The 24,374-nt window shown below is 52.2% G+C and carries 17 protein-coding genes; 11 read left to right on the forward strand and 6 right to left on the reverse strand.

Annotated features, from left to right (window positions below):
• Positions 1-10: 10 nt before the first annotated feature.
• The 9 genes from AC0LWF_RS03325 (at position 11) to gyrA (ending at position 16,542) form a co-directional block, all read left to right on the forward strand.
• Positions 11-3,706: a dynamin family protein gene (locus tag AC0LWF_RS03325; RefSeq protein ID WP_474650121.1), complete on the forward strand. Its 3,696-nt coding sequence runs from the start codon at positions 11-13 to the stop codon at positions 3,704-3,706.
• Positions 3,707-4,191: 485 nt separating this feature from the next.
• On the forward strand, positions 4,192-5,970 hold the full coding sequence (locus AC0LWF_RS03330) for an ABC transporter ATP-binding protein (RefSeq protein WP_474650122.1): 1,779 nt from the start codon (positions 4,192-4,194) through the stop codon (positions 5,968-5,970).
• A complete protein-coding gene (locus tag AC0LWF_RS03335; protein ID WP_474650123.1) occupies positions 5,967-7,802 on the forward strand; it encodes an ABC transporter ATP-binding protein in 1,836 nt (611 codons plus the stop codon). The genes AC0LWF_RS03330 and AC0LWF_RS03335 overlap by 4 nt, the downstream gene beginning before the upstream one ends.
• A 69-nt stretch (positions 7,803-7,871) precedes the next feature.
• Positions 7,872-9,050: a formate-dependent phosphoribosylglycinamide formyltransferase gene (gene purT, locus AC0LWF_RS03340; protein ID WP_474650124.1), complete on the forward strand. Its 1,179-nt coding sequence runs from the start codon at positions 7,872-7,874 to the stop codon at positions 9,048-9,050.
• A gap of 164 nt (positions 9,051-9,214) precedes the next feature.
• Positions 9,215-10,045, forward strand: coding sequence for a GDSL-type esterase/lipase family protein (locus tag AC0LWF_RS03345; RefSeq protein WP_474650125.1), 831 nt, complete (start codon positions 9,215-9,217; stop codon positions 10,043-10,045).
• Positions 10,046-10,057: 12 nt separating this feature from the next.
• On the forward strand, positions 10,058-11,032 hold the full coding sequence (locus AC0LWF_RS03350) for an ABC transporter ATP-binding protein (RefSeq protein WP_474650126.1): 975 nt from the start codon (positions 10,058-10,060) through the stop codon (positions 11,030-11,032).
• Positions 11,025-12,011, forward strand: coding sequence for an ABC transporter permease (locus AC0LWF_RS03355; RefSeq protein ID WP_474650127.1), 987 nt, complete (start codon positions 11,025-11,027; stop codon positions 12,009-12,011). Before AC0LWF_RS03350 ends, AC0LWF_RS03355 begins: the two co-directional genes overlap by 8 nt.
• A gap of 72 nt (positions 12,012-12,083) precedes the next feature.
• Complete coding sequence (gene parE / locus AC0LWF_RS03360) at positions 12,084-14,057, forward strand: DNA topoisomerase IV subunit B (protein ID WP_474650128.1); 1,974 nt, start codon at positions 12,084-12,086, stop codon at positions 14,055-14,057.
• A 31-nt stretch (positions 14,058-14,088) separates the two neighbouring features.
• A complete protein-coding gene (gene gyrA, locus AC0LWF_RS03365; RefSeq protein WP_474650129.1) occupies positions 14,089-16,542 on the forward strand; it encodes a DNA gyrase subunit A in 2,454 nt (817 codons plus the stop codon).
• A gap of 42 nt (positions 16,543-16,584) precedes the next feature.
• Here gyrA and AC0LWF_RS03370 read toward each other — a convergent pair whose 3' ends face one another.
• On the reverse strand, positions 16,585-16,752 hold the full coding sequence (locus tag AC0LWF_RS03370) for a hypothetical protein (protein ID WP_177182478.1): 168 nt from the start codon (positions 16,750-16,752) through the stop codon (positions 16,585-16,587).
• A gap of 243 nt (positions 16,753-16,995) precedes the next feature.
• On the opposite strand from AC0LWF_RS03370, the gene AC0LWF_RS03375 reads away from it, so the two are divergent.
• Complete coding sequence (locus tag AC0LWF_RS03375; RefSeq protein WP_474650464.1) at positions 16,996-17,403, forward strand: MarR family winged helix-turn-helix transcriptional regulator; 408 nt, start codon at positions 16,996-16,998, stop codon at positions 17,401-17,403.
• 491 nt (positions 17,404-17,894) lie between these two features.
• Here the strand turns inward: AC0LWF_RS03375 and AC0LWF_RS03380 are convergent, their stop codons facing one another.
• From AC0LWF_RS03380 to AC0LWF_RS03395, 4 genes are read right to left on the reverse strand one after another with little or no spacing between them, the layout of a single operon-like run.
• Positions 17,895-19,325 (reverse strand): CapA family protein, encoded by a 1,431-nt coding sequence (locus tag AC0LWF_RS03380; RefSeq protein WP_474650130.1) that lies wholly within the window; start codon positions 19,323-19,325, stop codon positions 17,895-17,897.
• Positions 19,322-20,098 (reverse strand): RluA family pseudouridine synthase, encoded by a 777-nt coding sequence (locus tag AC0LWF_RS03385; RefSeq protein ID WP_474650131.1) that lies wholly within the window; start codon positions 20,096-20,098, stop codon positions 19,322-19,324. The genes AC0LWF_RS03380 and AC0LWF_RS03385 overlap by 4 nt, the downstream gene beginning before the upstream one ends.
• A 1-nt stretch (position 20,099) precedes the next feature.
• Positions 20,100-20,966, reverse strand: coding sequence for a class I SAM-dependent methyltransferase (locus tag AC0LWF_RS03390; RefSeq protein WP_474650132.1), 867 nt, complete (start codon positions 20,964-20,966; stop codon positions 20,100-20,102).
• The gene (locus AC0LWF_RS03395; protein WP_474650133.1) at positions 20,953-21,681 is read right to left on the reverse strand and encodes a response regulator; all 729 of its coding nucleotides are present in this window, start codon (positions 21,679-21,681) and stop codon (positions 20,953-20,955) included. Before AC0LWF_RS03395 ends, AC0LWF_RS03390 begins: the two co-directional genes overlap by 14 nt.
• 50 nt (positions 21,682-21,731) lie before the next feature.
• Here AC0LWF_RS03395 and AC0LWF_RS03400 point away from each other — a divergent pair, with 50 nt between their 5' ends.
• The gene (locus AC0LWF_RS03400; protein ID WP_474650134.1) at positions 21,732-23,867 is read left to right on the forward strand and encodes a sensor histidine kinase; all 2,136 of its coding nucleotides are present in this window, start codon (positions 21,732-21,734) and stop codon (positions 23,865-23,867) included.
• On the opposite strand, the gene AC0LWF_RS03405 is transcribed toward AC0LWF_RS03400, so the two are convergent.
• On the reverse strand, positions 23,864-24,193 hold the full coding sequence (locus tag AC0LWF_RS03405; protein WP_474650135.1) for a helix-turn-helix domain-containing protein: 330 nt from the start codon (positions 24,191-24,193) through the stop codon (positions 23,864-23,866). The two genes, AC0LWF_RS03400 and AC0LWF_RS03405, sit on opposite strands and share 4 nt — an antisense overlap.
• Positions 24,194-24,374: the final 181 nt, after the last annotated feature.

Genomic DNA, 24,374 nt, shown 5'->3' on the forward strand with positions numbered 1-24,374 from the left:
AGAGAGAGAAATGAGCCAAACGATTGAGAAAGCCGCTCATTCGCTAGACAGTTCACTTGCTGAGATAGCGCCGATTATGGCAGGGCAAGGGGATAAAGCGGATGCGGCAAGACTGCTGGAGCTGCGAGAAAAGCTAGGGAACGGTCAACTGACTGTCGCTTTCTGCGGACATTTCTCAGCAGGGAAATCAACACTCGTGAATCGGCTGTGCGGTACTCAGTTGCTGCCATCGAGTCCGATACCAACGAGCGCGAACGTCGTCAGCATCGTCAATGGTGATGCGAAAGCGACGATTAAGAAGCTGGTCGCGGGCGAAGAACAAACGATAGAAGTTCCGGTTGATCAAGTGAATGCTTATTGCAAGGACGGAGAAACGGTGCTATCCGTCAGCTTGTCCTATCCGATCCCGCGTCTTGGCACACATACGGTGCTGCTGGACACGCCGGGAATTGACTCAACTGACGACGCGCACCGGATGGCGACCGAATCGGCGCTCCATTTGGCAGACGTCGTTTTTTATGTGATGGATTATAATCATGTCCAATCGGAAATTAATTTCACGTTCGCGAAGCAATTGAAAGAGTGGGGAAAGCCGCTTTATTTGATCGTGAATCAAATTGACAAACATCGGGAGCGAGAGCTTTCGTTTGAAGCATACAAGCAAAGCGTTGACGAAGCGTTCAGCAATTGGCACTTGGAGCCGAGCGGCATTATTTATTTGTCCCTGCGCGAGCCAAATCATCCGCATTCGGAATTGCCCGCGCTTGAAGGCTTGTTCGAGTCGCTTGCCGCGATTCGCGGGCCACTTGCGGTTGGCAGTGTTGACGCATCAGCTCGTTATGTCGTTCGGATGCATGGAAAGTATATGGAAGAAGCCTCGGAAGCGGAGCGTGAGCGTCTGCTAGCAGAAGCAGGCGGTGAAGGCGAAGCAGATCGCCTTCGCGATGAAATTGCGGGGCTTGAAGAGGAGCTGCGCGTATTTGCTGCGGAGAGCGAAGGGCTGAAGACGAAGCTGCGGCTTGAAGTCCAGAGCATTCTTGATAATGCGAATATAACACCAGCCCCGACAAGGGACTTGGCGCACACTTTCCTGGAGAGTCGTAAGCCAGGCTTTAAAGCAGGGCTGCTATTCGCAGGCGCGAAGACAGCGGCAGAGCAGGAGCGTCGATTGAATGCGTTCTTCGAGGACATCGATGATCGCGTTCGCGCCGGGATTGAGTGGCATGTCCTTGACGTGCTTCGCAAAGCAGCAGATGCGATCGGCTGGCGTGATGAGTCGCTTGAGCAGGAGCTGAAGAGCCAGTTCAGCGGTTTGCTTACGCCAGAGGTGCTTGTGAAGCTTGTGAATACCGGAGCCGTGTTCGGCAATGAATATACGATGACTTACAGCCGCGATTTAGCCGCGGAAGTGAAAGGGCTCTTCCGCAAGCGCGCGCTCGAATGGATCGACGCGTTTGGCAAACGTGCTGCAGAGGTTGGCGAAGCTGCCGCTGCACCGCTGCGCGCGCGGCTTGCTGAGCTTGCGCAGCAAGCCGGCGCGCTCGCGCAGCTGGCCGCGCTCGAACAGCGCGCGGCTGCGCATCTCGCGCGGCTGGCGGCGCTGCTGCCTCCGGCGCCGCCACGCCCTGAGCTGCCGAAGCCGCAGACAGCGGCTCTCGGCAGCGGGGCGCTTCGCGCCCCTGGCGCCGCGCCAGCGGCGGACGGCGAAGCCGCCGCTGGCACTGGCGCAGCCGCGCTCGCGGGCGGCGATGCGCTCGCCCGCGAAGCGGCAGTGGCGCCAGCGGCGGCGAACCTCGCCGCCGGCGCTGGCGCTGAGGCGCCGCACGCGCTAGCGCCGCAGCGGCAAGCCGCGGAACGGCTAACGCGCGCCGCCGAGCTGCTGGCGGCGCAGCCATCGCTTGCCTCGACAGTTGCCGGCATGCGCGAAAAAGCTGAGCGGCTGCGCAGCAGCCGCTTCACGATCGCGCTGTTCGGCGCGTTCAGCGCGGGCAAATCGTCGCTCGCGAATGCGCTGCTTGGCGATTCCGTGCTGCCCGTGTCGCCGAACCCGACGACGGCGGCGGTTAACCGAATTGTGCCGCCTACAGAGGCACATCCGCATGGCACGGCAACCGTTCTTATGAAATCGCGCCAAGCGATGCTCGATGATCTGCGTTATTCGCTCGAGCTGCTTGGCGAAGATGCACAATCCCTTAGCGATGCTGCTCTGCTGCAAGCAATTGTCAAGCTGACGCCGGATGGCGTGCACGCTGGCGGCAGACCCCATTACAGCTTCCTGAAGGCGGCTGCCAAGGGCTGGGCTGCTCATGAAGCGCTCCTCGGTCAGCAGCTAGCGGTTAGCGGAGAAGAGTATCGCAGCTATGTAGCCGATGAGTCGCGCTCCTGCTACGTCAGCGAGATTGAGCTTCATCACCGCAATCCGCTCACCGCGCAAGGCATTGTCCTTGTTGATACGCCGGGGGCGGATTCGGTCAATGCCCGGCATACAGGCGTTGCGTTCAACTACATTAAGAATGCGGACGCGATTCTGTTCGTGACTTACTATAACCATGCGTTCTCCCAAGCGGACCGCCAGTTCCTTATGCAGCTGGGCCGTGTGAAGGACCAATTCGAGCTTGATAAAATGTTCTTTATCGTCAATGCGGCTGACCTCGCAGCAAGCGAGCAGGAGCGCGACGATGTGCTTGCGCACGTAGAGCGCAACCTGCAGCAGCATGGCATTCGCTTCCCGCGGATGTTCCCCGTTTCCAGCCTGGAGGCGCTGGATGGCAAGCAGAGCGGCAATGCCGCGCTCGTTGCAACATCGGGCATTAGCGCATTTGAAGAATCATTCCTCAGCTTCACGCAGAATGATCTCGGTGCGCTTGCGGTTAGCTCAGCCGAGCAGGAGCTTGAGCGCGCTCGCCGTACAATTGCGAACTGGCTTGAAGCTGCTTCCGGCGATGCTCTCTCCCGTGAGCAGGCGCGTGCAGCGCTGCAAGCAAGCGCAGACGAAGCCCGCGCATTGGCAGTGGCAATTACGGAATCGCCGAACAACCAGCAGCTGCAGCAGGAGCTGAAAGAACTTCTCTTCTACGTGCTGCAGCGTGTGCAGCTTCGCTTCGGCGATCATTACAACTTTGCCTTCAACCCATCCGTCCTGCAAGACGATGGCCGGGATTTGAAGAAAGCGATGCTCACTTGCTGGCTTGAGCTTCAGCGTCTGCTGCAAATTGAGCTTGCGCAGGAGCTTGAAGCGACTTCGCTTCGTCTCGATAATGCGCTGAATAAGCTTGCTGCTAAGAAAGCTGCGGATACGGCGGAAGAATCGGCAAAGCTGCTTCCTGGCTTCTCGTCTTCCGGCTACAAGCCGCTTGAGATTGCGACGCCTGAGGAGCGCACGGCTTGGCAGGCAAAGAACATCGACATGAAGCTGCTCTGGAGCAAGTTCAAGTCGCCGCGCCATTTCTTCGAAGGGGAAGGCAAGGCAGCGCTCCGTTCCTTGCTAGAGAACGAGCTTGCGGCGCCACTGCAAAGCTGGATTAGCGAAGCAGAAGCTGACTGGAGCGAACGATATGCGCAGCTGTGGCAGCAGGCAATGAATAACTCTGGGTCTGCGCTGCAGCAAGACATTAGCTCCTTTAGCGAAGGCAAGCTGAGCTCGATGTCAGACAATGCGAACCTGGAAGAGCTGCGCAGCGTCTATGCTGAATTGCTTGCAATATAATGTTTTTAATTCTTTGCAGCATTTAGCCAGAGCGGCTTGCGATATAAATTCTCAATTGTTCGTTACTGTTCGTTACTGTTCTTTACTGTTTTTACTTGTTCTTAACAGTTCTTAACTGTTCTTAACAGCTATTAACATTTATTAACTGTTTTTAGCTCTTCACAACTGTTCTCAATTGTATAAATAAACAAAAAGAAGCTTATACGCGAAGATGCATCTTTCGTGTATAAGCTTCTTTATTTTTATACGATGAGATCGTGCAAAAAAAGCGGGTAAATGTGCAAAAACGGAGCATTACGGACCTTTGTAGGGTGATTTCAGACGATTTAGGAGAATACCCCCTTCCTTTTGATCGAGATGGAAGAGAAAGCGAAAATTGTCAACTATATGCCCCTGCACTCTGTTTGCCGTACCGGACTCATGCTGTTAATATTCACTCATATTCATAAAAAAAGACAAAAACGCTGTAGGGAGTGGGTTACCCATTGGACGTCTTTAGGCAACTAAAAGAGTTTTATTGGGTCGAGCGGAAGAACCTGTTTGCTTCAATCTTCTGTTTGATCTGTGCCACCGCGCTGGGGCTTGTGTATCCGAACTTGCTCAGAATTCTGATCGACGACGTCATCAAGCCAAGAGATTTTGATCTCGTACCAGCACTTTCACTAACCGTAGTAGGGGTCGTAACACTGAAAGGAAGTCTACAATTTTTGAGCGGTCTCTTCGGAGGACGGCTCGGCAACCGGGTCGCGTTCCGTCTGCGCAACGCATGTTACACGAAGTTGCAATCGCTATCTTTCCAGTACTATGACACGGCGAAGACCGGTGACCTGATGTCCCGTCTTACAGCTGATCTGGAAGCAGTCCGCAACTTCATCGGCTTCGGCTTTGCGCAAATTTTCAACATGGTACTCATGGTTGTCTTCGGAGCATCAATGATGTTCTCGATTCATTGGCAGCTAACGCTCATCACGCTAGTCACGATGCCGGCTCTCGTGCTTGTCGCATTGAAGTTCGAGAAGCTCATTCACCCGGCATTCCGCGAAATGCGTCAAGCGATGAGCCATCTGACGACGGCTGTGCAGGAGAACATTACTGGCGTTCGTACCGTAAAGTCTTTCGCCCGTGAATCGTTCGAGATGGATAAGTTTTCGTCTCGCAGCGACTCGTACAAACAGAATCAGATCGCTGCTTCGGGACTATGGGGCAAATATTTTCCGGTCATGGAGCTGCTCTCGTCGCTGTGTGCGGTCATCCTGCTCGTAGCAGGCGGTACGCTCGTTATTCGGGAATCCATTACGCTTGGGCAAATGGTCGCGTTTTTCAGCATGTTGTGGTACATCATCGGTCCGATGTGGTCCATGGGCTTCCTCATCAACAACTTTACGCAATCCAAAGCATCCGGCGAACGTCTTGTTGAGCTGTTGAACGAGTATGTACATGTGAAAGATGTCGAATCGGCTATCGTGCTTGACGACAAGAACGTGAGAGGACATGTCGAATTTCGTGACGTTACATTCAACTTCGCGGATAAAGCGCCAGCAATTACGAACGTCAACCTGGATGCGAAGCCGGGCATGGTTATCGGTCTGCTTGGAGCTACAGGCTCAGGCAAATCGACCATTATTCAGCTGCTTATGCGCGCTTATAATGTGAAGACTGGCTCGATTACGCTGGATGGCACGGATATCCGCGATATCTCAATTGAAAGCTTGCGTTCACAGATCGCGACTGTTTTTCAAGAGACATTCTTGTTCTCTTGCTCCATCAGGGACAACATCGCATATGCGATGAAGAGTGTCAGCATGGACGACATCATCAAAGCATCGAAGCTTGCGAAAGCGCATGACTTTATTATGGAATTGCCTGAAGGCTACGACACGATTGTCGGCGAACGGGGAATGGGACTCTCAGGCGGTCAGAAGCAGCGGATCGCGATTGCCCGCGCTCTGATCAAAAACCCGCGCATCCTCATTCTCGATGATGCGACAAGCGCTGTTGATATGGAGACGGAGCATGAGATTCAAGCCGGCTTTAGTGAGCTTATGGCGGGACGCACAACGTTCATTATTGCGCATCGGATCTCATCGCTGCGTCATGCAGACGAAATTATCGTCCTTGATAAAGGAAATGTTGTTCAGCGAGGCCAGCATGAGCAGCTAATCGCTCAAGAAGGACCGTATCTGGATACGTACAACATTCAATATGCAGATCGTCCCAGCACGGCTAATTCGAATTTGCAAGCAGAAAGAAGGGTCGCACAGTGAGTGAGCAGCAGAAAGGGCAGCCGCGCGCGAGCCATGAACGGTTCATCTACAAGGATGACGATGCGATTGAGAAACCGTTTAACTGGGCTCAAGTAGCAAGGCTGTTCACCTATATGAAGCCATACCGCAAGCAATTGCTGCCGGTCATCATCATTACGATGGTGCTCGGCACGCTAACGCGGCTCGCAATTCCAGCCATTATTATTATGGCGATCGATCATGCGATTCAGCCGAAGAACGGCGCGGATGCAAGTCTTTCGAAGCTGTATCTGTACGCTGGATTGATGCTTGCTCTCTATGTTATTCAATGGGCAGCTAACACGTACCGGATTAAGTATACGAATATTATCGGACAGCAGGTCATCTATGATCTGCGGGCAGATTTGTTCAAACATATTCAGAAGCTTTCGTTCCGTTTCTTCGATAAACGTCCGGCAGGCTCCGTTCTCGTACGTGTAACCAACGATGTCAACGCGCTGCAGGATCTGTTCACGAACGGTGTCGTCAACTTGCTGATGGATTGTATTCAACTAGTCGGTATCGTCATCATTCTGCTTCTTTGGAACTGGAAGCTTGGCCTTGCGATTATGGTTACCGTTCCACTCATGTTCGTCATCTCGACTAAACTGCGCAAACGGATTCGTTTCGCTTGGCAGGACGTTCGGATGAAGCAGTCTCGTATTAACGCTCACTTGAACGAGAGTATCCAAGGGATGCGAGTAACACAAGCGTATACGCAGGAGAAAGCGAACTTCAGCTTCTTCACGAGCGTTAATGGCACGAATATAAAAGCGTGGAACAAAGCTTCGGCGATGAACCAAATGTTCGGTCCAATTATTGAGATTACGTCAGCTTTTGGCACGCTCATTCTATTCTGGTATGGAGCACATCTCATCCAAGCCGACGAGATTACAGTCGGTGTACTGGTCGGTTTTGCGAACTATGTGGGCAACTTCTGGGACCCGATAAACCGTTTGGGCCAAATGTACGCCCAGCTGCTCATTGCGATGGCATCCTCCGAGCGGATCTTTGAATTTATTGATGAGGAGCCAACGGTTGGCGAGCTTGAAGACGCGGCAGAGCTTCCGCGCATTCGCGGGGATGTCTCCTTCGATTCGATCATCTTCGAGTATGAGAAGGGGCGACCGGCGCTTCGCGGCATCAGTCTTGATGTGCAGGCAGGCCAGACAATCGCGCTTGTCGGCCATACCGGCTCTGGCAAGAGTACGATTATGAACCTGCTCTGCCGGTTCTACGATCCGGTTCAAGGTGCAGTACGCATCGACGGTATCGATATCCGTAATGTAAGCATCGAGAGCTTGCGCTCACAGGTAGGCGTCGTGCTGCAGGATACGTTTATTTTCTCCGGTACGATACGTGAAAACATCCGGTTCGGGCGGCTTGGCGCAACGGATGATGAAATCGTGAAAGCAGCAACGGCCGTCGATGCTCATGATTTCATAATGAGCTTGCCAGACGGCTACGACACCGAGGTGCAGGAGCGCGGCAACAGCCTCTCGATGGGGCAGCGTCAGCTGTTATCCTTTGCACGCGCACTGCTTGCAGATCCTCGTGTACTCATACTTGACGAAGCGACAGCGAGTATCGATACGGAGACGGAGCTGAAGATCCAGGAGGCGCTGAAGAAGCTGTTGAAGGGCCGCACGTCCTTCATTGTGGCACATCGTCTATCCACGATCCGTAATGCAGACCGCATCGTCGTGCTCGATCACGGACAAATTGTTGAGCAAGGCAGCCATGATGAGCTGATTCGCCAGCAGGGCACCTATAATGGACTTATCGAAGCGCAGTACCGCTTTTTATCGGCATAATTCTTGATTTTTCGCGAGAGAACCTCCACAATGGAAGAAAACATTTCTTCCAGGAGGTTCTTTCTTTTTATGTATGGATCACCGCTATCTTCAAACGCTCGCAAAATTATGCTGCTTGGTTCCGGCGAGCTCGGCAAGGAAGTCATTATTGAAGCACAGCGCCTCGGCATCGAGACAATCGCTGTCGACCGTTACGGCAATGCACCAGCGATGCAGGTTGCACACCGTTCTTATGTCATTGATATGCTTGATCCAGCTGCGCTCCGCGAGCTCATTGAGAAGGAGAAACCGGATTTTATCGTTCCAGAGATCGAAGCGATTGCAACTAGTGCGCTTGTTGAGTTGGAGCAGGAAGGCTTCCGCGTTATTCCAACTGCACGTGCTGCACTGCTAACGATGGACCGCGAAGGCATTCGCCGACTCGCTGCTGAGACGCTGCAGCTGCCGACAGCTCCATACCGTTTCGCAGATACGCTTGAGGAGCTTAAGGCTGCTGTTGCAGAGCTAGGCACGCCTTGCGTCATTAAGCCGATTATGAGCTCGTCGGGTAAAGGGCAGAGCGTCTGCAAGACTGAGGCTGATACAGAGAGCTGCTGGCAATATGCGATGGATGGCGGACGCGCCAAGAAACAACGCGTAATCGTCGAGGGCTTCATTCATTTTGAGTCGGAAATTACGCTGTTGACCGTTCGCTCATCATCCGGCACGACGTTCTGTGCGCCGATTGGACATGTACAGAAGGACGGCGATTACATCGAATCGTGGCAGCCGCATGAGATGACGCACCAGCAAATCGAAGAAGCGCAGCATATTGCTCGCGCTGTAACGGACGAGCTAGGCGGTTATGGTATCTATGGCGTAGAGCTGTTCCTGACGAAGGACGGCGTACTGTTTAGTGAAGTATCGCCGCGTCCGCATGATACGGGCATGGTTACGATGGTAACGCAGGATCTATCTGAATTTGCTCTGCACGCGCGTGCGATTCTAGGCTTCCCAGTACCGACAATTCGCCTGCTGACGCCTGGCGCGACGTATACGCTCAAGGCAGACCGCGATTCCGAGAGCTTCCGTATTGGCGGTTTGAACGAGGCGCTTGCGCTGCCGAACACGCAAGTGCGCGTCTTCGGCAAGCCGGTGACGAAGCCTGGCCGCCGAATGGCGGTAGCGATGAGCTCTGCGGATTCCTGCGATGAAGCACGTAAGCTAGCGAAGCAAGCGGCTGAGCAGCTGAGCATTTCATACGAATAATGGCTTGTAGAGGGCTGGCGCTCATGCGCTGGCTCTTTTTTCTGCTCTTAGGACTTTCGTTGCTGTTTCTTTGGAGAAATTTGCAAATTGATCCCGAAAGCATTACTTTAAAAAGAAAACGTGTTTTTAACATTTGCATGAAAGAGAGAGGAGATGCTGCCGCGATGACAAGGTCAACATCGAATGTGCTATGGCGGTCCATTGGCATAAGTGCTTTGGTATCGACTGTCGTGCTGCTTGCCGGCTTCGGCTATGCCGTCAAGGATATGATTGCGCCAGAAGCATCTACATACGAAGGTAAACAAGCTGCCGAGCCTGCTCCGAGCAAGCAATCCCCGTTAAGTCAAAGTAAACAGATCACAGTTGCTGCAATTGGCGACTCCTTGACGAAAGGGACGGGCGATTCAACAGGGCAGGGGTACGTGAAGCAGGTGGTCGGTTTGTTGAAGGCCAAATATCCGACAATACCTGTCAAGCTCGGCAACAACTTGGCTCTGAACGGGCTTCGCGCGGATCAGCTAGCGCATTTGCTTAATACAGACAAAGGCTATCGCTATGCGCTGCAGCAAGCGAATCTAATCGTCTTCACAATTGGCGGCAATGACTTGTTCCAAATTGCGTCCGGTCAATCCTCGAATCAAGCGACTGGCGATATTAGCCTTGATCAGGTGAAAGCTGAGCTGCCGAAAGGGATTGAACGATTTACGAAAGTAGTGGGTCTGCTGCACGACATTAATCCGAACGCGCAAGTCGTCTATGCCGGCCTTTATAATCCGTTCTTCGATCTTCAAGGGTTGCGCGATGGCAGCCTGCAAGTGCAGAAGTGGAATGAGGAAGCGTATGCCATTATGCATCAATATCCGAATATGACGATGGTTCCGACGTTTGATCTATTCGAGCGGACGATCGGCACCTATTTATCGAATGATCATTTTCATCCCAACCATGACGGTTATGGGCAAATCGCGGAGCGAATCGTACAATCGCTAGAGTAGGAGTGCAAGCCAATGCGCACAAGTGCATCAGCAACTGATGAAGTCGTGCTTTCCGTGAAGGATGTAAAGAAGCGGATTAGCGGCAAAATGATTATTAAAAATGTTTCTTTCGACGTCAGACAAGGTGAGATCTTCGGCTTCCTCGGCCCGAATGGCTCGGGAAAAACAACGACGATCCGCATGCTCGTAGATCTTATTAAACCGACCTCCGGCGTCATTCGCATATGCGGTCATGATGTGCAGCGAGACCCCGAACAGGCGCTTAGAAATATTGGCTGTATCGTAGAAAATCCCGAAGTTTACAGCTATATGACCGGATGGGAGAACCTGGAGCATTTTGCCCGGATGCAAAAGGGGATTGACGAGAAGCGAATTGCTGAAGTCGTCAGCATCGTCAGCATGCAGCAGCGCATTCACGATAAAGTGAAGACGTACTCGCTGGGCATGCGACAGCGCCTCGGCATTGCGCAGGCACTGCTCGGGCGTCCGAAGCTGCTCATTCTCGATGAACCGACGAACGGGCTCGATCCGAAGGGAATTAAGGAGCTGCGCGAGTTCGTGCGGATGCTGGCGGATCAAGGGATGAGCTTGTTCATCTCGAGCCATCTGCTAAGCGAAATCCAGCTCATGTGCGACCGGGTTGCGATCATTAGCCATGGCGAGGTGCTGGCAGTCGGCACAGTCGACGAGCTGGTAGGTCAGGCGGGCAATTACGTGCTTTGGCAGTTCGATCAGCCGGAAGCCGGCAGACAGCTGCTGACCGGCGAGCCAGGCTTGAAGATAATCGGCCATGACGAGCACCACATTGATGAGAGCATTCTTGCAGGCATGTCGGATCCTATTATTACAACGATGAATATAGACCTGATCGCTGCGATTGTGGAGAAGGCAGTCCACTCTGGCATCGGTGTCCTGTCGGTGCAGAGGGTCGCACCAACGCTGGAAGAGTTATTTTTGCAAATGACGGAGGGTGAAAGCATTGGATAGTCTGCTCCCGCTCATTCAGAATGAGACGCTCAAGGTATGGAAGAAGAAGCGGTTTTTCGTAGTGGTGCTCGTGCTTCTCGTTCTTATTCCGATTTTTACGTATGCACAAATGAAGATTGCGGAAACGAATAAGAAGAACTTCAACGATTGGCGCAATCAGCTCGTCCAACAAATTAATGAGTATCAGAACATGCTCTCAAGCGACCGGATTCCGGAGGAGTGGAAACGTCAACGCCGAATTGCGGTTCAGCAGCTTCAATACTATCTGGATCATGATGTCAATCCGAATTCTCCGAATGGCGTTACGTTCACGCGCAGCTTCATGTCGAATGCGGTAACATTGTTCTACCCACTGCTCGTTCTTGCCGTTGCATCGGACCTTGTCTCGGGCGAACGATCTACCGGTACGATCAAAATGTTGCTGACAAGACCTGTCCGAAGATGGAAGATCTTGTTTAGCAAGCTCATCGCGCTCACCTTTTATGTTTCTTTAACCGTTGTAGCGAGCGCCATTCTCTGTTATCTTATATCAGGCGCAGTATTTGGCTATGGCGGCTGGCAGATGCCAGTCTTCACTGGCTTCGTAATTAACGGCTCGAGCGTAGAAAGCACTTATGTGCATGCCGTGCCGCAATGGCTCTTCGTGCTTATGGAAGGAGGACTCATCTGGGTATCGTCGATGACAGTCGCGATTCTGGCGCTGATGGTGTCCGTGCTCGTTCGAAGCACAGCCGCAAGCATTGTAACGATGATGGCAGCGATTATCGCAGGGACGATTTTGTCGAGTATGTCGTCCTCTTGGGAGAGCGCTAAATATATTTTTGCGGTCAATTTGCAGCTTACCGACTATTTGGCAGGCTCTCCGCCGCCGATACAAGGGATGACGCTTTCTTTTTCACTGCTGATCCTTGCGATTTGGGCGGCTGCGGGACTGTTCGTCTCATTTCGAGTCTTTACGAAACAGGACATCATGAATTAGAATTGCTTGAAGTGAAGAGCGAATGCGCGTAAGGCGTTAGAAGATAGCATGAAGAGTATAGAGGAGGAGCCTATGACTGAGCAGATCAATCTGTTTACGGGCGAAGCGAATTCGGCTGCTGGCCATTATGATGCAGACGACATTCAAGTGCTGGAGGGACTGACCGCAGTCCGCAAACGCCCCGGTATGTATATCGGCAGCACGAGCACATCCGGCCTGCATCATCTCGTCTGGGAGATTGTCGATAACGCGGTGGACGAGCATCTTGCGAAGTTCTGTTCCGCGATTGATGTGACGATACATAAAGACGGTTCAATTACCGTTCGCGATAACGGACGTGGAATTCCGACGGGGATGCATAAAACCGGCATTCCGACGCCGCAGGTTGTGTTTACGATGCTGCATGCCGGCGGTAAATTTGGCGGCAGCGGATACAAGAAGTCCGGCGGACTTCACGGCGTTGGCGCTTCGGTAACGAACGCGCTGTCCGAGTGGCTGGAAGTAGAAATTTACCGAGATGGCAAAATCCATAAGCAGCGCTTCGAATATTGGGTTGATGATAACGGCAAGGAGCACGTCGGCGAGCCGGTGACCGGTCTTGAAGTCATCGGCAATACGAACCGTACGGGTACGAAGGTGACGTTCAAGCCGGACGTGCGCGTGTTCCACGGCAACATATCGATCAACTATGATACTTTGTCCGAGCGCTTGCAAGAGATTGCTTTTCTAAACTCGGGCCTTAAAGTGACGGTGAACGACAGCCGCAGCGGCAAAGAGGATCAATTCCACTATGAAGGCGGCGCGAGCCAATTTGTCCAGTTTCTGAACGAAGACAAAACGGTGCTTCACGATGTCATTCATTTTATTGGCGAGAAGGATGAAATTGAGCTGGAGGTTGCGCTTCAATATAACGATGGTTATACGGAAACGATGGCTTCCTTCGTTAACTCGATTCCAACTCGTGGCGGCGGTACGCATGAAACAGGCTTCAAGACGGCTTACACAAGAGTCATGAACGATTACGCTCGTAAGAACAGCCTCTTGAAGGAGAAAGAGAAGAATCTTGACGGCAACGATCTGCGCGAAGGCATGATGGCGGTTATCAACGTTAAGATGGGTGAGGTTGAGTTCGTCGGACAGACGAAGGACCAGCTCGGCAGCGCTTCTGCACGAAGCGTAGTGGATGCGATTGTTTCGGACAAAATGCAGGTGTTCCTTGAGGAGAACCCGCAAGTGGCGCAGATGCTGCTGAAGAAAGCCGTGCAGGCTTCGAAAGCTCGCGAAGCGGCGCGTAAAGCCCGCGATGAAATTCGCAGCGGCAGGAAGAAGAGCGAGAGCTCCAATCTCGGCGGTAAGCTGACGCCCGCGCAGTCGAAGGACGTTACGCGCACGGAGCTGTTTATTGTTGAGGGTGACTCTGCAGGCGGTTCGGCGAAGCAAGGCCGCGATTCGAAGTATCAGGCGATTCTGCCGCTAAAGGGCAAGCCGATGAATCCGGAGAAGGCGAAGCTGCTTGATATATTGAAAAACGATGAATATAAGGCGGTTATCGCAGCGATCGGCGCTGGGATTGGCCCGGAATTCGATGCGGAATCGTGTAACTATAGCAAAATCATCATTATGACTGACGCGGATACCGACGGTGCTCATATTCAAGTGCTGCTTCTGACTTTCTTCTACCGCTACATGAAGCCGCTGATCGATCTTGGACGTGTCTTCATCGCACAGCCGCCGCTTTATAAGATTACGCGTAAATCCGGCAAGCTGGAAACGGTACGTTATGCTTGGACTGATGAGCAGCTGCAGAACTACTTGAAGGAGTTCGGCAAAAACTTCGAGCTGCAGCGGTACAAAGGACTTGGCGAGATGAATCCGGAGCAGCTGTGGGAGACGACGATGAACTCGGAGTCGCGTACGCTGCTGCAGGTTCAGATTGAAGATGCCGCGAAGGCGGAACGCCGCGTATCGACGCTTATGGGCGATAAGGTTGACCCACGTAAGCGTTGGATCGTGGAGAACGTTGATTTTACTGAATATGTAGAGTAGATTCACAAAAACTTTTTAGGAGAGTAAGGGCATGAGTATGTTAGAACAGTTTTTGCCCGCGTTTCTGGAAGAGGTTGTTGGCGACCGCTTCGGGCGCTATTCCAAATATATTATTCAAGACCGCGCCATTCCCGACGTTCGCGACGGGCTGAAACCGGTGCAGCGCCGAATTCTATACGCCATGTATGATGCTGGCAACACGCCTGATAAAGGCTACCGCAAATCCGCGAAGACTGTCGGCGACGTTATGGGTAACTACCATCCGCACGGCGATTCTTCGATCTACGAGGGCATGGTGCGGATGGCGCAGCCTTGGAAATTGGCGCATATGCTCATTGACGGCCACGGCAACTGGGGGTCGATCGATGACGATCCGGCAGCAGCAATGCGTTATACGGAAGCGCGCTTGTCGCCGATTGCGATGGAGCTGCTTCGCGATATTGAGAAGAGAACGGTCTTATTCAAAGACAATTTCGATAATACAACGAAGGAACCGGTCGTACTGCCATCCCGTTATCCTAACCTGCTTGTGAACGGGGTAAGCGGGATCTCGTCCGGTTTCGCAACGGAAATTCCGCCTCATAACTTGCGAGAAGTTATTGATGCTTGTAACGCGATGATGGAGAACCCGGACATTGAGCTTGCACAGCTGATGTCCATTGTGAAAGGGCCGGACTTCCCGACAGGCGGCCTCATTATGGGTGAAGAAGGCATTCGGGATGCGTACATGAGCGGTAAAGGGCGGATCTACCACCGTTCTAAATCGACGATCGAAGATTTGAAGGGCGGACGCCAGCAAATCGTCATTACGGAGATTCCGTTCCAGGTCGTCAAGTCGCGTCTCGTTACCGCAATGGAGAACATCCGTATTGAGAAGAAGGTCGAAGGCATCGCTGAGGTGCGCGATGAGAGCGGTCGTAACGGTCTGCGCATCGTCGTAGAGCTGAAGAAGGATGCGGATGCAACGGGGATCTTAGCGTTTCTGCTGAAGAAAACCGACCTTCAAGTGGCCTATAGCTTCAACATGGTTGCGATTGTCAATAAGACGCCGAAGCAGCTCGGTTTGAAAGAAATGCTGAGCGCTTATATCGCGCATCAGCGGGAAGTGGTGACACACCGCTCCCAATATGAGCTTGAGAAGGCAGAAGATCGTGCGCATGTGCTGGAAGGGCTTGCGAAGGCTCTTAATTTGCTGGATGAAGTCATTGCGACCATTAAAGCTTCCAAAAATCGCCAAGATGCGCAAAATAACCTGGTAGCAAAGTTCACGTTCACCGAGCGTCAAGCCGATGCGATTCTAACACTCCAATTGTACCGTCTGACGAATCTGGAAATTACTTCGATTGAGAAGGAATTGAAGGATATCCAGAAGAAGATCGCTTATCTCAACTCCATACTTGGAAGCGATAAGAAGCTGACAGGCGTTATTCGGGAAGAGCTTCTTGAAATCCGCGAGAAATTCGGCATTGACCGCCGCTCCGATATTCAAGGCGAGATTGAAGAGCTGAAGGTAAACCTTGAAGTGATGGTTCCAGCTGAAGATGTGTTCGTGACGCTGAGCCAAGAAGGCTACATCAAGCGGACTTCGAAGCTGTCCTTCACGCGTTCCGGCGGTGAGCTTGATAACGCTGGCGTTAAAGAAGGCGACGTCATTCGCACGCTGCTCGATGTGAACACCATTGACCAGCTGCTGCTCTTTACACGCAAAGGCATGTATTATCAGCTGCCTGTTCACCAGATTCCAGAGTTCAAGTGGAAGGATACAGGTACAGCCGTCGTCAACGTGGTGCCGCTGCCTAAAGATGACAGCATTATAAGCGTCATCACGGTGAAGGATTTCGAAGCGATGAATCAATCGCTCGTGTTCGTCACGCGTCGCGGGCAGGTGAAACGTACGGAGCTGAAGGAATATAAATCGACGCGTTCAACTGCAATCGCAGCCGTGAAAGTTGCGGACGGCGACGAGGTATTGCGTGTTCTGACGAGTGACAATAGTATGGAATTGCTGCTCATTACGAAGAACGGCCTCAGCATTCGTTTCCCTGAGAATGAAGTGAATCCGATGGGACGTGTTGCGGCAGGCGTTCGAGGCATCGTTCTGAAAGATGGCGACGAGCTAGTCGCCGCAGAACGTGTTCAGGGCGATGAAGGAGAAGTGCTAGTCATAAGCGAGCTTGGCTTTGCGAAGCGGTCGCTTCTGCTGGATTATCCGATCCAAGGACGCGGCGGTAAAGGAGTTGCAACGTTCGAGTTCAAAGTTGGCAAAGGCGTTCGGACGAACGGCAATGAGCTGATTGGCGGGTTACACTGCAAGGAAGCTCGCGAGCTTGTCCTTATTTCTTCGTCGGGGACGAATACGATCGTATCTACGGAGAAAGCGCCGATTGATGATCGCAAGTCAACAGGACGTGCGCTCGCACCAGTAGATAAGAAAGATGTGCTTATTTCATTGTTCGTTCGCGCTGAGTTGACGCGGGAAGGTTAAGATAAGTACAGTAAAGATACGTAAAGCTAATTTTAATTTAGCTTAGTCGAATGGCAGATGTGGTGGTTCCTTCCGTTCTACCATCTGCATAATAAGATCAAGCACGACCCATAATGGCGCAGGTTCATCTAGTCGATCCAGCCATCTTGGGTCTTTTTTTATGCCGAGATCCGCTAATTTACGTACGAGTTCAGCTTTGCGCTCATCCATAATTGGTCACGCTCCTTTAACGTACTGCTTAAACAAGAAAACAGGTTTTATCAGGTCATGCAGGTGTGGCTTAATTCGAGCCGGTACAACAGCCTATAGCACCAATGTATGTCTAAAGCTGTCAAATGGTTCTCTTTTGAGGCGATTAATGAGACAAAATATTAACCGGGTTAACCTTATATTCGACAATATCGCATGCTATAATAAAGCTAAGAATACTCGGACAGAAAGCAGGTGGAGACAATCGTTTCTACGGAATTTGCCCGGTTGTGGATGAAGATGACGAAGGAATGGAAGTCGCATCTCGAGGAAGCGCTGGCGCCGAATTTAACGGAAGGTCAGCTCAGCGTGCTGGAGTTGCTCAAGCAGCATCAACCGATGAAACCGTCTGATTTGCTAGTGTATTTGGAGACGACACCTGCCGCGATTACGACACTGCTGGACCGTATGGAGCGGGGCGGACTCGTCGTGCGCAATCGCGATGAGAGCGACCGCCGTATCGTATGGGTAACGACGACCGAGAAGGGACAAGCCGAGACCGTGCGCGGCGTAGCAATCCGCGACGCCTACATTAGCGAGGCGCTGGATCGGATCTCGTCGCACAATCAGCAATTGCTGGTGTATTTGCTTGGGAAAGTAGCTAATTCATAAATATAGGGTATGGCAGCAGCGCAGGAGTGATCTTGCGCTGCTGTTTTTGTGTTGAGCGGGTAGCTCTGGGTTGAGGCTGAGTGAGAGAACCTATATGCGCTCACAGCATCAAAAACACTTCGAGAGTAAGCTGAGAGAACCTATATGCGCTCTCACCACCAAAATCCAACCATGTAACCAACAATCGGCTTCTGAGAGATCACATGAGTGCTCTCGGCAAGGAATAAGCGTTAGTTTGGTGCTGAGAGTACATATACGTGCTCTCGTGGTTGCGAGAAGGATCGAGCCTGAACTATCATGACCAATGATCCAAGAGCCTGCAATTTACATTCAGCATGTGGAGAGCGATTAGTGGAGCCGAGAGCGGGAAAAGCCTCTCTCGTAGCGGAACGACTGCTGAGAAAGGCTAAGGTTGGATGCAGGATCTATAACAAAGAAACCTCCAGCTCAACAATAAGCTGGAGGCTTTGCAAATCTCATTGACCAAAACGTTACCCGGCAGCGGGCAGTTTGAGCAGCTTGCCTGACATTGCGTGGATGCGCTTGGTCAGTTGGCTGTACATGCTGGATAAGCTACTGTAATCGGCAGAGGTCAAGTCTTTGAGCGACTTGGAGTCTATGGTTTGTTTCAGCGGAACGACCGAGAATTTGCTTGTGCCACGCGTAGTTACGCGGTGGACCCAGGTCGGGATCGCTTCAACATCTTTGATCGTCGTTATGTTGGACGGGCCGTCTTTGTGAATATGAACCTTGTAGATGACGCCATAGTCCTTCGACTTGCCTTGCTGACTGGAAATGAAATTTCCCATCGAATAAATAATGAGTCCCTTGTGCACGGTGCCGTCCGGCTGAGCGGCTTCGACCATCTCATAGGGCTGGACAACGTGCGGATGAGAACCTGCAATAATATCGGCGCCTGCGGCGATTAGCTTGCGTGCCAAATTCTTCTGCGTATCATTCGGCGCTGTTTGGTACTCGATGCCGAAGTGGAGGACCACCGTGATGAAATCTGCTCCTGCAGCACGGATCTTCTTTATGTCCTGCAGCATCTTCGCTTCGTCAATTAGCGAGACGGCGTAGGGCTGATCCTTCGGAAGAGGAATCCCATTCGTCCCGTACGTGTATGCGAGCAGCCCCATCTTAATGCCTTTGCGCTCCACGATGGTAATCCGTTCGGATTCCGCTTTCGAACGAGCGGTGCCTTTAATATCAAAGCCGAGCTTCTCAAGCTTCGCCAGCGTCAGCGAAATGCCTTTGGCGCCACGGTCGAGCGCATGGTTGTTTGCATTCGTGACCGTTGTGAAGCCGGCATATTTGAGCGCATCACCGAGCTCGGTCGGGGCGTTGAATCTCGGATAGCCGGAGTAGCCTAGCGACTTGCCGCCAATCGGCGTCTCCAAGTTCGCCAAGGACCAATCTCCCTGTTCCAAAATCGGCTTAACCGCCGTGAAAAACGAATTGAAATTATACGTCTTCGTCTTCTCGTTATACGCGCCAGGAAGCTGAGGCATGTGCATCATAATATCGCCAACGGCTACCCATGTCGCATCGGCTGAAGGCTCCGGCTCAGGAGGAGGGGGAGTGTCGGTGTTCGCCGATCCTTCGCTTGACGACGAATCCGGCTCAGCCGTGCCATCCCCAGTTCCATCATCACCAGTTCCTCCATCGCCGTTCTGCGACGATGTATCATTCGACGACGGATTCGGCGCAGCTGAACCATCCGCAGTTCCACCGTCCCCATTCGCAGAAGGATCGTTATCGTCAGATGGCGTTACCGAATCCTTCCCTTGGTTATCCACCGTGTTAGTAACACCGGAATCAGGTTTATTCGACTGTCCATTATTAACCGACGGTTCCTTGCCGCAGCTGCAGAGCAGCAAGATGAGCAGCGGCAGCCATAACCATCGAGCTTGCTTGGTCATGAGCCGTCAGTTCCTTTCTGCGGCAGTATTGTTCGCGCTCGTGCGTAATCCTCATCGCTGAATCGGCTCCATGGCTCCGTCTTCGGCGGGGCAGCGTGCAACGTCAGCCACTCCTTCGTAACAGGGTGAGCCACGCCGACCATCGCGGACCATAAGGCAATGTCCTGTTCGCCCTGCACCGCAGGAGCGCCGTACTTGCGGTCGTAAACGAGCGGACAGCCAATCGCCGACATTTGGGCGCGTATCTGATGCGAGCGCCCCGTCAGCAGCTTTACGGCAACGAGAGAGTAGGCGCCGTGCCTCGCGACAACCGCGTAGTCGAGAATCGCTTCTTTGGCATCCTGGACCTGCTTCGTATGAACAGTGACGATATTACGTCCCGCATCTTTACGAAGAAAATGCCGTAAACGCCCTGACGAAGCTTCAGGCGCCCCATGCACAACAGCAATGTACAGTTTGTCGAAAGAACGGCTGCGAACCGACTCTGACAAGCGTCCTGCTGCCTTCGACGTCTTCGCAAACAGCATTGCGCCGCCAACCGGCCTATCCAAGCGATGTACCAGACCGACAAAGACATTTCCAGGCTTCTGATAACGCGCTTTCAGATCATCTTTCAATAAAGTTACCATATCCATCTCGCCGGTATCGTCGGCTTGCGATAGTATCCCAGGCGGCTTAATGACGGCGAGCAAATGGTTATCTTCGTAGAGAACTGGCAGGAGCGGTTCAGCGCCTTGCTCCAGGCCTGTTCCCGCTTCCTTGTCCATTGTCATCTTACTTGCCCTCCCAGCGGCCAAGGATGCCGCATGGCAGTGTTAGACCGGATTCCGTAATCGGCAGTCCAATCTCCCCGCAATGAATCGAGCCTTCAAACTTGCGGCCAACCGTCATATGCAGCATGTTATGCAGCACAGTAGGGGAGAGACCAGTCGTATAAGAGTTAACCAGGACAAACAACGGGTCTTCCGACAGAATCGTCGTACAGAAATCCAAGAACGGGAAGAGGTTCGTCTCCAGCTTCCACATTTCGCCGTTTGGTCCGCGTCCGTATGAAGGCGGGTCCATAATGATGGCATCATATTTCTTGCCGCGGCGCTCTTCGCGCTGGACGAATTTGAACACATCATCCGTAATGTAACGAATTGGAGCAGATGCAAGGCCTGACAGTTCAGCGTTTTCTTTTGCCCACTGGACCATACCTTTAGCCGCATCGACGTGACATACCTCAGCTCCAGCTGCAGCGGCAGCGACAGTTGCGCCGCCCGTGTACGCGAACAGATTCAACACCCGGATCGGACGACCTGCATTCCGTATCTTGTCCATCATCCACGACCAGTTCACTGCTTGCTCAGGGAACAAGCCTGTGTGCTTAAAGCTTGTCGGTTTAATGTGAAATTTCAGTTCACCGTATTCAACAGTCCAACGTTCCGGCATTTTCGTGCGGAATTCCCATTCGCCGCCGCCTGAGGAGCTGCGATGATAATGGCCGTCAGCCGTCTTCCATTGCTCCGTCTCATTGGCAATCGGCCAGATAACTTGCGGGTCCGGTCTGCGCAGGACGTAGCGGCCCCATCGTTCTAATTTTTCTCCGTTCCCCGTATCGAGAAGCTCGTAGTCTTTCCATAGATCAGCGTTGTACATGAAGATTTCCTTCCTTGACGTTAAATTTGTAGCCTACACCCCGAACAGTTACAATGTAGATCGGGTTTGCAGGATCAGGCTCGATTTTTTTGCGGAGATTGCTGATATGCACCATCAGAGTGCGTGTATCACCCATACTGTCATGGCCCCAAACGATCGTATACAGATCATCGAGTGCAAAAGCGCGATTCGGCGTCTTAGCGAGTCGGACGAGAAGCTCAAACTCCTTAGCGGAGAGGAACACTTCCTTTTCCCTCACATGAACCGTTCGTGCCGGCAGGTCGATCACAAGCCCATCAAGCTGAAGCACTTCTCCGGTCATGCGCTCGATGGAACGTTGCTCGTTAACCGATTGGCGGCGCAGATGCGCTTTCACGCGCGCGACGAGCTGGCTAGGACTGAACGGCTTGGTCATATAATCGTCGCCGCCTACCGTAAGACCATGTATAATGTCAGTATCGTCGCTCATGCAGCTGATAAACAATATGGGAACGTTGGAAACGGTACGTATTTGCTTACAAACCTCGTACCCATCCAAATGCTTGAGCGAAATATCGAGCAATATCATGTCCGGAGAGATAGATTCCGCCATGTGGACGGCATCTTCACCGTTGTCTGTTGTATGTACAGCGTAGCCTTCGCGTTCCATATAAAGCGTTATGAGCTCGGTAATGTCAGCTTCATCGTCTACAACTAATATTTTGCTCCCACTCATCTTCGTTTCTTCCCCCTCTTCCTAGGCTATTATAACGAAAGGAGACAGGGGTGGGCAATCCGCGTTTCCAGGAGGTTAGCACAATTCGGCGTCATTTATGTTATTTTCTACTTCTCGTGATACCGCTTCTTGGATTAACTAGCTGCTCCGTCGAGAGCGAGCAAGTCGAGCCTGCAGCAAAGCAAGGGATTATTGACCTGCGCAGCTGGCAGTTTGAAACAGACGGTCAAGTTGAACTGTCGGGACAGTGGGCGTTCTTTGCAGGTAAGCTGCTTCAGCCGGGCGATCCTGTTCTAGAGCAGCGCACGGCGACCGTGCGTGTGCCCCGGTCGTGGAACAGCTATCGGAACGTTCAAGGCATTGACGAAGGCCAAGGCTACGCGACGTATAAGCTGACAGCGCTTATACAGCCAACGGATCATGTGCTTGCGATGCGTCTGCCGAATATTTTTAGCAGCTATAAGCTTTGGGTGAATGGCCAAGAGCTCGCAGAACTCGGGCATGTCGGTACAAGCCGGAGCGCCTCGAAGGCAGAGCAGTTTCCGAAGATCGTCTCGTTCAACACGAATGCAGACAAGCTTGAAATCGTCATCCAAGTATCCAATTTCCAGCATCGAAAAGGCGGTATTTGGGTTCCGATTCAGCTCGGCGACAGCGACTCGATTGTTGATGCGCAGATGAAAACGACCGCCAAGGAGATGCTGATCCTCGGCAGCCTTATTATTATTGGCGTCTATCACATTGGTCTGTATGCTTTTCGGCGACAGGAGCAGTTTACCCTGCATTTTGGATTGCTCTGTCTGTTCGTTGCAGCAAGGGCAAGCGTGACAGGGGAGAACTACCTGCTGAGGCTATTCCCGATTTCGTGGGAAGCAGGACTTAAGATCGAATACATCGCTTTCGCGCTTAGCGCGGTAACGGGTTTTCTCTATGTGTACAAGCTATTTCCGCTGGACGCCTCGAAGCGAGTCATTCCGTTTGTAACTGGAATTGGGCTATCTTTATGCATGTTTGTGCTACTAAGTCCTGCGATCACATTCTCAAAGCAGCTCGCGCTTTTTCAGCTATTCGTCGTCATTGTAGCGATCTATTCGCTTGCAGTACTCATTACCGCTCGTATACGGCGAAGAATCGGCTCTACATTCGTCCTCACGGGACTTGCTGTCTTCGTCGTGACCGTGCTGAATGACATGCTGTTCTTCAATGAATGGCTCGTCTACGCACAGCTGGTTCCATTAGGCTTATTCTTCTTTATGCTGATGCAATCATTTATTATCTCAAGGCGCTTCTCGAACGCGATGGTGCGAGTGGAGCATGTATCGAAGGAGCTTCGCGAGCTGAATACCCATCTGGAAGAGCGAATTGAGGAGCGCACGGTCGCACTCAGTGAAGCGAACGCAACGCTGGCACAGACTAATCGGGAACTGCAACGGTCAGAGATGTCCCGGAGACATCTGATGACGAACATCTCGCATGATTTGCGAACGCCGATTACGCTGCTGCAAGGGTACTTGGAAGCTTTCCAAGATGGATTAGTACAGACGGAGGAGCAGCAGCAGCGTTACATTCGGATGATGCTCGGCAAAGTAGGCGGGCTCAACCGGCTCATCCGCGATCTGTTTGAGCTGACGAAGCTGGAGGCGGGTCAGACGCGGTTTGATTTTGCGAAGGTGCCGCTTGGACAATGGATCCAACAGCTGCATGACATGTACGAGATCGACGTCATTAGCAGCGGTTTGCGATTCAGCTGCGACTTCCACAGCGTCAGCTCCACAGAAGATGGCCATGCGCATGAGATGGAGCAGCAGAACCGCATTCTGCTTAGCCTCGACCTGGCAAGAATGGATCAAGTGCTGGCGAACGTCGTGTACAATGCGATCAAGCATACGCCAAGAGGCGGCGAAATAACGCTCTCCTTCTTCTTCGAAGAGCATACCAGCCGAGTAATCGTAACCGTGAGCGATACAGGCAGCGGGATTGCGGATGAACATTTGCCATACATATTCGATCGGTTCTACAAGAAAGACGTGTCACGTAATTCTGCGGATGGTGGAAGCGGACTTGGACTTGCAATTGCAAAAGAAATTGTGGAGGCGCATGACGGCGCGATAGGTGCGGTGAGTACGGTGGATAAGGGGACGATGATCTGGTTCATGCTCCCGGCGGAAGTGCGTATGGTGGGCTAATCGACTTGTTTGATAACGGCCATCATGCGGTCAATGGATGCCTTGCGCTTCTCCTGATCCATAGTGCTCAGCAACCTAAAAATTTCCATCGTCTCAGGTGTTAGTGTTGGCGTTTCTCGTCTTGATGACTCTCCGCCGATAATATAATCGAGTGAAACGCCGAACAAGGTGGCAAGCTTCCGCAATGTGTCATAAACAGGCTGTCTATTGTTAATCTCATAATGGCTGTAGGCGGACCGGGTAATTCCGATCTGCCTTGCCACCTCATCTTGCGAGTAATTGTGGCGCAGCCGCAGTTCTCGCAATCGATCTCCCATCGTCATCATCGAAAACTCCTTACCTCTTGTTAATTTATCTAATTGGATACAGAATGTCCTATTATGTAATTTATGATACAAAGTGTATCGTTGTCAAGTTATTTCCTCTACAGGTGATTCTAATTGGTAAAAGTTTGCAAAACAGTGAAACGAGAAGAGAAGGACCGGACGCCGTTGACTCTCTATTGTC

It is taken from the genome of Paenibacillus sp. sgz302114, from assembly GCF_056120345.1.